This window comes from Falsiroseomonas oryziterrae (genome assembly GCF_021864505.1).
GTDB classification, from domain to species: domain Bacteria; phylum Pseudomonadota; class Alphaproteobacteria; order Acetobacterales; family Acetobacteraceae; genus Falsiroseomonas; species Falsiroseomonas oryziterrae.
In genome coordinates this window covers 1-11032 of sequence record NZ_JAKJIB010000112.1, presented here as the reverse complement: position 1 = coordinate 11032, position 11032 = coordinate 1, and the positions used below count along the sequence as shown (strand labels likewise).

Annotated in this window: 13 protein-coding genes and 1 other RNA gene; 4 read left to right on the top strand and 10 right to left on the bottom strand. The window is 72.8% G+C overall.

Annotated features, from left to right (window positions below; translation table 11 throughout):
* The 3 genes from ruvB to ruvC form a co-directional block, all read right to left on the bottom strand.
* The coding region (gene ruvB / locus L2I40_RS11200; protein WP_237215041.1) for a Holliday junction branch migration DNA helicase RuvB at nt 1–691 on the bottom strand (691 nt) is incomplete at its 3' end.
* Nucleotides 688–1311 (bottom strand): Holliday junction branch migration protein RuvA, encoded by a 624-nt coding sequence (gene ruvA, locus L2I40_RS11195; protein ID WP_237215040.1) that lies wholly within the window; start codon nt 1309–1311, stop codon nt 688–690. The genes ruvA and ruvB, both read right to left, overlap by 4 nt.
* The gene (ruvC, locus tag L2I40_RS11190) at nt 1308–1832 is read right to left on the bottom strand and encodes a crossover junction endodeoxyribonuclease RuvC (protein WP_237215039.1); all 525 of its coding nucleotides are present in this window, start codon (nt 1830–1832) and stop codon (nt 1308–1310) included. Before ruvC ends, ruvA begins: the two co-directional genes overlap by 4 nt.
* A gap of 111 nt (nt 1833–1943) precedes the next feature.
* Between ruvC and L2I40_RS11185 the strand changes: the two genes are divergently transcribed.
* Nucleotides 1944–3173 (top strand): patatin-like phospholipase family protein, encoded by a 1230-nt coding sequence (locus L2I40_RS11185; protein ID WP_237215038.1) that lies wholly within the window; start codon nt 1944–1946, stop codon nt 3171–3173.
* A gap of 12 nt (nt 3174–3185) precedes the next feature.
* Here the strand turns inward: L2I40_RS11185 and L2I40_RS11180 are convergent, their stop codons facing one another.
* Nucleotides 3186–3935, bottom strand: a complete 750-nt coding sequence (locus L2I40_RS11180) for a YebC/PmpR family DNA-binding transcriptional regulator (protein ID WP_237215037.1) — start codon at nt 3933–3935, stop codon at nt 3186–3188.
* 170 nt (nt 3936–4105) lie between these two features.
* On the opposite strand from L2I40_RS11180, the gene L2I40_RS11175 reads away from it, so the two are divergent.
* The 3 genes from L2I40_RS11175 (at nt 4106) to L2I40_RS11165 (ending at nt 7824) form a co-directional block, all read left to right on the top strand.
* Nucleotides 4106–5632, top strand: a complete 1527-nt coding sequence (locus L2I40_RS11175) for a putative bifunctional diguanylate cyclase/phosphodiesterase (RefSeq protein ID WP_237215036.1) — start codon at nt 4106–4108, stop codon at nt 5630–5632.
* 126 nt (nt 5633–5758) lie between these two features.
* A complete protein-coding gene (locus L2I40_RS11170; RefSeq protein WP_237215035.1) occupies nt 5759–6787 on the top strand; it encodes an aromatic ring-hydroxylating oxygenase subunit alpha in 1029 nt (342 codons plus the stop codon).
* Nucleotides 6788–6792: 5 nt separating this feature from the next.
* Nucleotides 6793–7824, top strand: coding sequence for an ABC transporter substrate-binding protein (locus L2I40_RS11165; protein WP_237215034.1), 1032 nt, complete (start codon nt 6793–6795; stop codon nt 7822–7824).
* A 14-nt stretch (nt 7825–7838) separates the two neighbouring features.
* Here the strand turns inward: L2I40_RS11165 and L2I40_RS11160 are convergent, their stop codons facing one another.
* From L2I40_RS11160 to L2I40_RS11135, 6 genes are all read right to left on the bottom strand, one after another.
* Nucleotides 7839–8462 carry an HAD family hydrolase gene (locus L2I40_RS11160; protein WP_237215033.1) on the bottom strand — a complete coding sequence of 208 codons (624 nt, stop codon included), beginning with the start codon at nt 8460–8462 and terminating at the stop codon, nt 7839–7841.
* A 2-nt stretch (nt 8463–8464) separates the two neighbouring features.
* Entirely contained in the window at nt 8465–9283 is an 819-nt protein-coding gene (locus L2I40_RS11155; RefSeq protein WP_237215032.1) for a TIGR00282 family metallophosphoesterase, read from the bottom strand.
* Nucleotides 9284–9288: 5 nt separating this feature from the next.
* Nucleotides 9289–9864 (bottom strand): 5-formyltetrahydrofolate cyclo-ligase, encoded by a 576-nt coding sequence (locus tag L2I40_RS11150; RefSeq protein ID WP_237215031.1) that lies wholly within the window; start codon nt 9862–9864, stop codon nt 9289–9291.
* A 182-nt stretch (nt 9865–10046) separates the two neighbouring features.
* Nucleotides 10047–10203, bottom strand: a non-coding RNA gene (ssrS, locus tag L2I40_RS11145) — 6S RNA.
* A gap of 9 nt (nt 10204–10212) precedes the next feature.
* Nucleotides 10213–10542: a cell division protein ZapA gene (locus L2I40_RS11140; RefSeq protein ID WP_237215030.1), complete on the bottom strand. Its 330-nt coding sequence runs from the start codon at nt 10540–10542 to the stop codon at nt 10213–10215.
* 18 nt (nt 10543–10560) lie between these two features.
* Nucleotides 10561–10785, bottom strand: coding sequence for a hypothetical protein (locus tag L2I40_RS11135; RefSeq protein WP_237215029.1), 225 nt, complete (start codon nt 10783–10785; stop codon nt 10561–10563).
* Nucleotides 10786–11032: the final 247 nt, after the last annotated feature.

Below are 11032 nucleotides of genomic sequence, written 5' to 3'. Positions count from 1 at the left end.
AGTCGCGCACCCGCCGCAGCAGGCGTCCCGCGACGCGCGGCGTGCCGCGCGAGCGGCGCGCGATCTCCATCGCGCCGTCCTCGGCCAGCGCGAAGCCGAGCTTCTCCGCGCCGCGCCGCACGATCCGCAACAATTCGTCAACGTCGTAGAATTGCAGCCGCAGCGGGATGCCGAAGCGGTCGCGCAGCGGCTGGCTGAGCAGCCCTGCCCGCGTCGTCGCCCCCACCAGCGTGAAGGGCGGCAGGTCGATCCGCACCGTCCGCGCCGCCGGCCCCTCCCCGATGATGAGGTCGAGGCGGAAATCCTCCATCGCCGGATAGAGCGTCTCCTCGATCGCCGGCTGCAGCCGGTGGATCTCGTCGACGAAGAGCACGTCGCGCGGCTGCAGATTGGTCAGGATCGCCGCAAGGTCGCCCGCGCGTTGCAGGATCGGCCCCGACGTCGCACGGAAGCCGACACCCAATTCGCGCGCGACGATCTGCGCGAGCGTCGTCTTGCCCAACCCGGGCGGACCGTAGAGCAGCACATGGTCCATCGCCTCGCCGCGTGCGCGGGCGGCGGCGACAAAGACCTCGAGGTTCTCGCGCAGCGCCTTCTGGCCGATGAAGTCCTTGAGCGTCTGCGGCCGCAGGCTGCCCTCGGCCGCGTCCTCCTCCTGCCGCGCCGCGCCGGTGATGCGCTCGTCACTCATCGCGGCGCCATCTCCTTCAGCGCCTCGGTGATCAGCGCCTCGAGCGCAGCGTCACGGCCGACACGCTTCGCGGCGCGCGCGACGGCGGCACTCGCCTCAGGCCGCTTCATGCCGAGATTGACCAGCGCGGACACCGCGTCCGCCTCGCCGCCCTCGGCCACCGGCGCGGCGACGGCGATGCCCCCTGCCCCGTCGGCCTCCGGCGTCGCGCGCCCGACGGCCCATTTCTGCATCGCCGGCTCGTCCACGATGCGGTTCGCGGTCGCGGCGCCAAGCCCCTTCACCTCGGAGAGTTTCTTGCGCTCCTTCGCCGCGATCGCCGCGGCCAGCTGCGCGGGCGTCAGGCCCGACAGCACCAGCAGCGCCTTCTGCGGCCCGACCGTCTTCACCTCGATCAGAGCCCGGAACGCCTCGCGCTCGACCGCATCGGCGAAGCCGTAGAGGGTGATCGCATCCTGGCTGACGCGCGTCTCCACGAGCAGCTTCTGCGCGCCCTCCTTCGCCGTCAGCCGGTCGAGCGTCTTGCGCGAGCAGGCGACGAGGTAGCCCACCCCGTTCACGTCGAGCACGCAGCCGCCCTCGTGCACGCTCTCCACGACGCCGCGCAGCGCCCCGATCATCGCGCCGCCCTCAGCATGGCGGCGGAATAGGCGTTGCGCGTCGCGCGGTGATGCGCATGGCAGATCGCGATCGCGAGCGCGTCCGCCGCATCCGCCCGCTTGAAGGTCACGCCGGGCAGCAGCTGCCGCACCATCGCCTGGACCTGTTCCTTCGCCGCATGCCCCGTGCCGACCACGGCGCGCTTCACCTCCATCGCCCCGTATTCGCGCACCGGCAGGCCCGCCAGCGCCGGCGCCAGCAGCACCACGCCGCGCGCCTGGCCGAGCTTCAGCGCGCTTTCGGGGTTGCGCGCCACATAGGTGTGCTCCACCGCCGCCTCGTCCGGCGTCCAGGCGGCGATCACCTCGGCGAGACCCTGGTGCAGCACCAGGAGGCGCCGCGCGAGCTCCTCGGACGGCGAGGTCGAGACGACGCCGTCGGCCAGGAAGCGCAGCCGGAAGCCGTCATGCTCCACCAGCCCCCAGCCGGTGTGCTGGAGGCCGGGATCGAGGCCGAGGATGCGAATCGGGGCGGGCGCCATCGGCCCTGCATAGCCGGTTCGGCGGCGGGTCGGGCAGGCCTCGCGGCGGAACGTTCCCCCGGGCGATCCGCGCTGGACGCGAGAGGGCGGACACGGCATCTACCCTGCATCATGCGCGCACCGTCCGACTCCGCCCGCCAGACCCGGAGGCAGGCGCTGCGCCTCGGCGCCGCCCTCGGCCTCGGCGCACTGCCCGGCTGCGCCCTGCCGCAGCGCCTCGCCGCCGTCCCCCGCGCCGATGGCTCTCGCGCCACCGTCCTCGGACTGCCGAACGAGCGCTTCCGCATCGCGCATCCGGACCAGATCACCGCCCTCGAGCACGAATTCGCCGCCGCCGCCGAACGCCAGCGGCGGCATCTCGGCCTTGCGTCCGGCGCGCTGCTGCCCAGGCTCGACCTGCTCGCGATCTCGGGCGGCGGCGAGAACGGCGCCTTCGGCGCCGGGCTGCTGAACGGCTGGACGCAGCACGGCGACCGGCCGACCTTCGACCTCGTCACCGGCGTCTCGACCGGCGCTCTCACGGCACCCTTCGCCTTCCTCGGGCCGGAGTGGGACGCCGACCTGAAGCGCGTCTACACCGACATCTCGCCCGAACGCGTGCTGATCCGCCGCTGGTTCACCGCCGCGCTGTTCGACGACGCATTGGCGGACAATTCGCCGCTGTTCGAGACGATCTCCGGCTACCTCGACGAGAGGATGATCGCCGCCATCGCGCGCGGCTACCGGGAGGGGCGGCTGCTGCTGGCCGCGAGCGCCGACATCGACGCGCAGACGCCGGTGATCTGGAACCTCGGCGCGATCGCCGACAGCGGCCATCCGCGCGCGCTCGAGACGATCCGCCGGGTGCTGCTCGCCTCCGCCGCCATCCCCGGCGCCTTCCCGCCGGTGATGTTCGACGTGGCGGTGGACGGGCGGCCGCACCAGGAGATGCACGTGGATGGCGGCGCCTTCGTCCAGGCCTTCCTCTACCCCTCGGCGGTCACGCAGGCGCGGCGCGAGGCGATCGCGCGCGGTCGGCGCGTATCGCCGGCCCGCGCCTTCATCATCCGCAACGGCAGGCTGGACGCCGAATGGAGCGCGGTGGAGCGGCGCACCGTCAGCATCGCCGGCCGGGCGGTCTCCACCATGATCTCGTCCGCCGGCTACCAGGACACGCTGCGGATCTACTTCGTCACCCAGCGCGACGGGGTGGACTACAACCTCGCCTTCATCCGGCCCGACTTCGCGCAGGAATTCACCACGCCCTTCGACCAGGCCTATATGCGCGCGCTGTTCGACTACGCCTTCGAACTCGGCGCGCGCGGCTACGAATGGACGAAGATGCCGCCCGGCCTCGCCTGAGGCCGGCGCCCGTCAGGCGGTCAGCTTCTCCATCTCGCTCTCCTCGGCCTCGAGGTTTGCATAGACCTGCTGGACGTCGTCATGGTCGTCGAGCGCGTCGAGCAGCTTCATCACCTCCTGCGCGCGCGCCTCGTCGAGCGTCAGGTTCGTGCTCGGCCACCATTCGAGGCGCGCCGCTTCCGCCGTCCCGAACCTCGCCTCCAGCGCATCGCGCACGGCCGCGAAATCCTCGACCGAGGTCGAGACCTCGTGGCCGTCCTCGGTGCTCTCGACATCCTCGGCGCCGGCCTCGATCGCCGCTTCCAGCATGGCGTCGGCGGTGGCGGCGGCGAGCGGGTAGCGCAGCACGCCCTTGCGCTCGAACTGGAAGGCGACCGAGTTGGTCTCCCCCAGCGCGCCGCCGTTCTTGGCGAAGATGGAGCGCAGGTCGCCGCCCGTGCGGTTGCGGTTGTCGGTCAGCGCCTCGACGATCACCGCGATGCCGTGCGGCCCGTAGCCCTCGTAGCGGACCTCCTCGTAGTTCTCGCCCGCGGCGCCCTGGGCGACCCGCTTGATGGCGCGCTCGATGGTGTCGCGGGTCATGTTGGCGGTCAGCGCCGCCTTGACCGCGGCGCGCAGGCGCGGGTTGTGCGCCGGGTCGGGCAGTCCGGACTTGGCGGCGACCGTCACCTCGCGGATCAGCTTGCCGTAGGCGCGGGCGCGCTTGGCGCCCTGCACCGCCTTGCGGTGCATCACGTTCTTCGCATGCGAATGGCCGGCCATGGCCAAGCTCCGTCTCGTCGCGGCCCGCGCGGTTGACCGGCGGGCGATATCTGGGATTCGGGCGCCCCTATACCGGCCCGACCCCGGGGCCAGCAAATCGCCGATGCGGCGGACACCGCGCGCCGGCCCGTGAACCCCCCGTTCACCTTCACGGAAGCAAGTTGCGCCACATGGCCGGCCCCGTGCGCTCCGTGACGCCAAGTCGTGCCCTGCCGATGCTGGCGGGCGCCGTCGCGCTGCTGCTCGCCGGCGGGGCCTTCGGGCTGATCGCGCTGGAACATGCCCCCGGGACGGCTGCCCCGAGCCATGCCGAGCCGGCGGCGGCCATGCTCCTCGCCGCGGGCCTGGCCGGGCTCCTCGCGCTCGGCCTGTCGCGAAGGATCGCCATGCGGGACGAGGCTGGGCGCGCCCAGCGCGACCCGCTGACCGGCCTGCCCGGCCATGCCTGCTTCCGCGCGCGCCTGGCGGAGATGCTCTCGCTCGCGCGGCGGCAGGGCTGGCAGGTGGGCGTGCTGGTGCTCGACCTGCGCCACTTCCGCGAGGTGAACGAGGTGCATGGCCAGCTGGCCGGCGACCTCGCGCTCCGGCTCGTCGCGACGCGGCTCCGCAACGCCGTCCGGCTCGAGGATCTGGTGGCACGCCTCGCCGGCGACCGCTTCGCCGTGGCGCAGACCTCCGTCCAGGACCCCGGCGCGGTGCCGAGGCTCGCCGAGCGCCTCGCCGCCGCGATCGCCGAGCCGCTGCCGCTCGATGGCGTCACGCCGTTCCTGCACGCGGATATCGGCCTTGCCGTTGCGCCGCCCGACGGGCAGGACGCTGGCACCCTTCTGGCGCGCGCCGAGGATGCGCTCGCCCTCGCCCGCGCCGCGCCGCAACCCGCCATCCAATGCTTCGCGCCGGAGCAGAACGCGCTGCTGCGCGATCGGCGCCAGCTCGAACGCGACCTGCGCGAAGCCGTCGCGGAAGGCCGGTTCGAGATCCACTGGCAACCCCAGCGCCGCCTGTCGGACGGCGCGCTGACCGGGTTCGAGGCGCTGCTGCGCTGGCCCCATCCGACGCGCGGGCTGATCCCGCCCGGCGAGTTCATCCCGCTCGCGGAGGCGACAGGCCTCATCATCCCGCTCGGCGCCTGGGTGCTGCGGGAGGCGGCGCGCGAGGCCGCCTCCTGGCCCGGCGACCTGACCGTCGCCGTGAACCTCTCGGCGGTGCAGCTGCGCGGCGAGGGCCTCGTCACACAGGTGCGCGAGGCCCTGCGCCTGGCAGGGCTTCCCGCCTCCCGCCTCGAACTCGAGGTCACCGAAAGCGCGCTGATCGACGAGAGCCAGATGGCCGCGGACACCCTGGCGGAGCTGCAGGCGCTCGGGGTGCGCATCGCGCTCGACGATTTCGGCACCGGCTGGTCGAGCCTCGCCTATCTGCGCCACCTGCCCGTCGATGTGATCAAGACCGATCGCGGCTTCGTCCGCGACATGGAGGCCGATCCACGGGTCGCGGCGGTGGTGGCCGCCATCCTCGCGCTCGGCCGCAGCCTCGGCGTCTCCGTCCTCGCCGAGGGGATCGAGACGGAGACGCAGGCGCGCCAGCTGCGCGCCCTCGGCTGCGAGCACGGCCAGGGCTGGCTGCTCGGCCGGCCGATGCGGGCCGAGCAGACCCGCGCGCTGATCGCGGAGGAAGCGCGCACGCGCCGCGCGGCCTGACGCCGAAGCCGGCACCGCCTGCCGCGAAGCACGGCAGCCTCGTCCGGCGGCGCACCGCCACGGCAGCGAGGCAGGCTGGCACGTCCCTTGCTGCGCCCGATGAGCCCAGCGCAGGGAACGGCTCGGATGCTCGTCGGCGACTCACCCGCCTTCCGCCGCTTCTGGTATGTCGCGATGCCGGCGTCGAAGCTCGAGGAGGGGCCGCAGCCCTTCTCGCTGTTCGGCGAGGACATGGTGCTGTGGAAGGCGGCCGACGGCACCGTCTCCGCGCTGAAGGACGAATGCTGCCACCGGGCGGCGAAGCTCTCGCTCGGCGAGATCAGGGGCAACTCGATCCAATGCCCCTACCATGGCTGGGAATTCGGCGCGGACGGGCACTGCACCTCCATCCCGCAACGCCCGGGGCTCACGCCGGAGATCGCGGCGCGGGCCTTCGTGAAGCGCTATCACGTCGCCATCCGCTACGACTATGTCTGGGTCGCGGTGGAAGACCCCGTGATGGACATCCCGCACCTGCCGGAATTCGGCGCCCCGGGCTTCCGCTTCATCGACTGCTTCCACGAGGTCTGGGACATGTCGCTGTTCCGCCTCGCCGACAATTTCTTCGATCTCGCCCATGTCGCCTTCGTCCATCGCGACACCCAGGGCGACATCACCAACCCCGTCCCGCCGGCCGAGGACGTGGAGGAGACGGAGTTCGGCATCGTCTCGAAGGCCATCGTTCCGGTCGCCAACCGCAAGGTCGGGCAGGACTATACCGGCATCAAACAGGACAAGACGGTGCGCGACCGCACCGCCACCTGGTGGGCGCCCTGCACGCGCAAGCTGCACATCAAGTTCCCGAACGGCGTGGAGCACATCATCTTCACCGCGGGCACGCCGATCGCCGACCGCAAGCTGATCTTCACCCAGTTCTGCATCAGGAACGACACCGAGGAGCAGGTGCCCGCCGCGGCGGCCATTGCGCATGACCGCAAGGTCACGCTCGAGGACAAGCGGATCCTGGAGAGCACGCGCCCCGACGTCCCGATCATGCCGTGGGAGAAGCCGGAGGCCGGCATGCCCTGCGACAAGGCGAACAACATGGCGCGCAAGAAGCTGCGCGAGATCGTCGAGCGCTTCGGCGGCACGCCCCTCGCGCACGCAGCGGAGTAGGCGCGATGACCGAAGGCCCGATGATCCCCCGCCGCGCCGCGCTCACCGCAGGCCTCGCCACCCTCGCCGCCCCCGCCACGCTGCGCGCGCAGCCGCGCAGCCTGCGCTTCACCCTCGACTGGACGCTCTCGGGCTCCTCGGCCTTCGCGCTCGCCGCGCAGCGCGCCGGCTTCTTCCGCGAGGAAGGGATCGAAGCGCGCATCACGCGCGGCTTCGGCTCCGGCCGCGTGCCGGTGGATCTCGGCGCCGGCACCGCCGAGATCGGCTTCGGCGACTTCTCCGCCATGGCGCGCTTCGCGGCGGAGAACCCGCAGGCCGGCATGGTCTGCGTGCTGATGGTCTTCGACGGCCTGCCGCTCGTCGCCGTCTCGCGCGCCGACGGGCCGATCCGCACGCCGCGCGACCTGGAAGGCCGGCACCTCGCGGCGCCCGAGGGCGATGCGGGGCGGCAGATGTTCCCGGTCTTCGCCGACTTCGCCAGCTTCAACGCCGGCAGCGTGCGCTGGACCAACGTCTCGCCCGAGCTGCGCGAGCCGATGCTCGTCCGCGGCCAGGTGGACGCCATCACCGGCTTCGTCTCCTCCGCCGTGCTCAGCCTGCAGGCGCTCGGCATGCCGCGGGAGCGGCAGGTGGTGATGCGCTACCGCGACTTCGGCGTCCCGCTCTACTCCAACTGTCTGATGACGACGCGCCGCTTCGCGGAGGCGAACCCGGACATCGTGCGCGGCACGGTGCGCGCCATCACGCGCGGGGTGCGGCTGATGGTCGCCGATCCCGCCGCGGCGACGATGGCGGTGAAGGAGGCCGAGCCGCTGGTCGATCTCGCCGTGGAGACGGAGCGCGCGCGCCTGGTCGTGGCCGAGATGATCATGACCGACCACGTGCGCCGCAACGGGCTCTCCGCCGTGGACCGCGCGCGCATGTCGCAGTCGCTCGAGATCCTCGCCCGCGTGCAGCGCTTCCCGCGCCAGCCGACGCCGGAGGAGCTCTACACCGACGCCTTCCTGCCCGGTGCCGCCGACCGCGCGATGGCCTGACGCGGCACGCCCGGTCAGAGCAGCGCGCGAAGCTCCGGCAGCGCGCGGATCGTCGGCACGCCGGCGGGAACCCAGCCGGGCGCCTCCTCGTGCAGCAGCGCGACGACGCGCATGCCGGCCGCGAGCGCAGCCGCAACGCCGGGCTCGCTGTCCTCGACCACCAGGCAGCGCGCGGGCGCCGCGCCCATCGCTTCCGCGGCATGCAGGAAAAGGCCGGGATCGGGTTTCCAGGCGCCGACCTCGTAGGCGCTGAAGATCCGCCCGTGGAAGAAGCGGGCGAGGCCCGCCGCTTCCAGGCAGAGCTCGATCTTCGCCCGCGGCGCATTGGACGCGACGCAGACCGGGTGCGACATCGCGCGCAGCAGTTCGGCGGCACCTGCCATCTCGCACAGCCGCGCGCGATAGACCTCCGCCGTGCGGGCGCGGAAGAGATCGCCGAAATCGGAAGGCAGCGCGCCGAAGCGGCTTTCGAGATCGGCCAGGCACTTCGCCAGCTGCCGGCCACGGAAGGCGAGCAGGATCTCGGCCGGCTCCGCCGCATGACCCAGGCCGCCGAGCAGCTCGCAGAACACCTCGGCAGACAGCGTCTCGCTGTCCACCAGCGTCCCGTCGCAGTCGAACAGCACCGCGTCGGGCATGCTCAGGCCGGCATCGCCTGGCTGAGCCGCCCGCCCATGCGCAGCGGCGCCACGCGCGTCGCGAGGCCGGTCGCGTCGTCGGTCTCAACCAACAACCCGCAGATCGTCGCCGGGCCTTCCGCCGGCGCGAGCCGCTCGCCCGGCACCTTCTTCCAGAAGCGCAGGCTGGCGCCGCCCTTCTCCATCCCGATCACGCTGTCGTAGTCACCGCACATGCCGGCATCCGTCATGTAGGCGGTGCCGCCCGGCAGGATCTGGTGGTCGGCGCTCGGCGTGTGGGTGTGGGTGCCGACGACGAGCGAGAGCTTGCCGTCGAAGCTGTGGCCCATGGCCAGCTTCTCGCTGCTCGCCTCGGCGTGGAAGTCGAGCACCGCCGCGGCGACGGTGCCGCCCTGCCCCATGCGATGCGCGGCCAGCGCCGCCTGCACGCCGCGGAACGGATCGTCGAGCGCGTCCATGAACAGCCGCCCCATCGCGTTCAGCACCAGGACGCGCGCGCCCTTCTGCGTCTCGATCACGGCGACGCCCCGCCCCGGCGTGCCGGGCGGGTAGTTCAGCGGCCGCAGCAGCCGCGGCTCGCCCTCGATGTAGGGGATGATCTCCTTGCGGTCCCAGGCGTGGTTGCCGAGGGTGATCGCGTCCGCCCCGGCCGCGAAGAGCGCGCGGGCCATCTCGGGCGCCAGGCCGAAGCCGTGGCTCGCATTCTCCGCGTTGACGATCACGCAGTCGAGCGCGAGGTCGCGCCGGAGCCCGGGCAGGGCCTCGGTGACGGCGTCGCGGCCGCTGCGGCCGACGACGTCGCCCAGGAACAGGATGCGCAAAGCGGTCAGCCTTCGGGTCGAATGAGCCGCGCCTCGGTGGCGATGGCGGTCAGCCGCGCGTCCTCGGGCCCGGCGGGCACCGCGTCAAGCTCCTGGCACGCATAGCCGACGCCGACCGCGGTCGCGCCGGGCAGCGCGGCGAGCGTCCGGTCGTAATAGCCCCCGCCATAGCCGAGCCGCCGCCCCGCCCGGTCGAAGGCGAGCAGCGGCACGAGCAGCCAGTCCGGCGTCAGCGCCTCCGCCTCCGGCACCGGCTGGCGCGTGCCCATCGGTCCGCGCGCCAGTTCGTCGCCGGGGCGCCAGCGGCGGAACGCCAGCGGCAGCCCGCGCTTCGGCGTGACCGGCAGCCCGATGGCGTGGCCGCGGTCGTGCAGCACATGCAGGAGCGGCCGGATGTCGATCTCGCGCCCCATCGGCCAGAAGCCGGCGACGGCGGCGCCAGGGGGCGGCGGCATCTCGCCCAGCACGATGTCGGTCAGCGCCGCCCCCACCGCCGGATCCATCGCCTCCCGCCGCGCCAGCGCAACCTTGCGCGCCTCGGCCTTCAGCTCGGCGAGCAGGACGGGGCAGAAGGCTTCCATCTATGGCCGACCCACGATTGTCAGACGCGCCCCTGAAGGATGCGGCCGCACCGCGGCCGCCGCGCCGCGACCATCAGCGTCGCCCGGCGCACCGTGTCTGCGGCGCGAAAAGCCAAGCGCCCGGAGGGCGCGCCGGCGACTGAGGCACAACAAATTCGCCGGCGCCTGAGGCAAGAGCAAAGCGCGAAGCCGCCGTGGCCGTGGGCGGGACAACCCTCCTGAGACCTGCTGTTGCAGGTGGGCGCCGGGTATCCGGACCACGATCCGGACAGAGCCAGCTCCCGGAGGATGCTCATTGGCCCCGGGGGTTGAGATGCCTCACGCACCGGGCAGCCTCGCCCGGATCAGTTAGGCGCGGTCGAGGTTCGCGGCAATGCCCTCGATGCGGTCGGCGATGCGCGCGATCCGCTCGGCCAGCCGCGGATCATCCGCCAGGGTGGAGGCCGGCGCGCCGCTCTTCGCCTGGGACAGCGCCACCTTCAGGTCGTGCACCTCGTCCGCCAGCAGCAGCGAGGCCAGCAGCAGCAGCCGGTTCTCCGGGAACTGGCCGCCCATCGCCTTGATGGAGCCGACGCGCTTGTCCACCTCGGCGGCGAGCGCGACGAGATGCGCCTCCTGCCCGTCCTCGCAGGAGACCGGGTGCGAGTAGCCTCCGACGCGAACGGTCACTTGGCCCATGCGAACGATGCTCCGTGTTCAGCTGTCCTCGCCGAGCGCCACGCGCAGCCGCGCGATGGTCTCGTCGAGGCGATCGGCGATGGCCTGCACCTGGGCGCGCGACACGCCCTCTCCGCCCGCCGTCCGTGGCCGGGCGGCGGCCGCCGCCAGCCGTTCCACCGCCGCCTCCAGCCGCGCGAGCGCCTGGGCGGTGTCGGTGGTTCCGCCGGCCTCGCCGCGGTTCGTGCTTCCTGCGCCCGACACGCCCGTCCCCAGCCCGGTTGTCCCCGGCGAATCGTGGCTCCCGACAAGGGGTTGCCGTGCGTTTCGCCGACCGTCATGAGGCTTTGCATGGGCGGCGCAGACGGTCAACGGGCGGAGGCTGCGGTCGTTGCACCGGCGCTCCTTGTCCGCTCGGCCGCGGAGGCGGCCTTCGCGCTGCGCCACGGCGGACGGCCGGTCCTTCTGCTGTCGGCGCCGGGCGCCGCCGGCGCGCTGGGGCCGCGGGCCT

Excerpts from the sequence above, each read along its gene's own strand:
- ruvA (WP_237215040.1), bottom strand. The coding sequence starts at position 1,311 with ATGATCGGGGCGCTGCGCGGCGTCGTGGAGAGCGTGCACGAGGGCGGC.
- ruvC (WP_237215039.1), bottom strand. The coding sequence starts at position 1,832 with ATGGCGCCCGCCCCGATTCGCATCCTCGGCCTCGATCCCGGCCTCCAG.
- L2I40_RS11185 (WP_237215038.1), top strand. The coding sequence starts at position 1,944 with ATGCGCGCACCGTCCGACTCCGCCCGCCAGACCCGGAGGCAGGCGCTG.
- L2I40_RS11180 (WP_237215037.1), bottom strand. The coding sequence starts at position 3,935 with ATGGCCGGCCATTCGCATGCGAAGAACGTGATGCACCGCAAGGCGGTG.
- L2I40_RS11175 (WP_237215036.1), top strand. The coding sequence starts at position 4,106 with ATGGCCGGCCCCGTGCGCTCCGTGACGCCAAGTCGTGCCCTGCCGATG.
- L2I40_RS11170 (WP_237215035.1), top strand. The coding sequence starts at position 5,759 with ATGCTCGTCGGCGACTCACCCGCCTTCCGCCGCTTCTGGTATGTCGCG.
- L2I40_RS11165 (WP_237215034.1), top strand. The coding sequence starts at position 6,793 with ATGACCGAAGGCCCGATGATCCCCCGCCGCGCCGCGCTCACCGCAGGC.
- L2I40_RS11160 (WP_237215033.1), bottom strand. The coding sequence starts at position 8,462 with ATGCCCGACGCGGTGCTGTTCGACTGCGACGGGACGCTGGTGGACAGC.
- L2I40_RS11150 (WP_237215031.1), bottom strand. The coding sequence starts at position 9,864 with ATGGAAGCCTTCTGCCCCGTCCTGCTCGCCGAGCTGAAGGCCGAGGCG.
- L2I40_RS11140 (WP_237215030.1), bottom strand. The coding sequence starts at position 10,542 with ATGGGCCAAGTGACCGTTCGCGTCGGAGGCTACTCGCACCCGGTCTCC.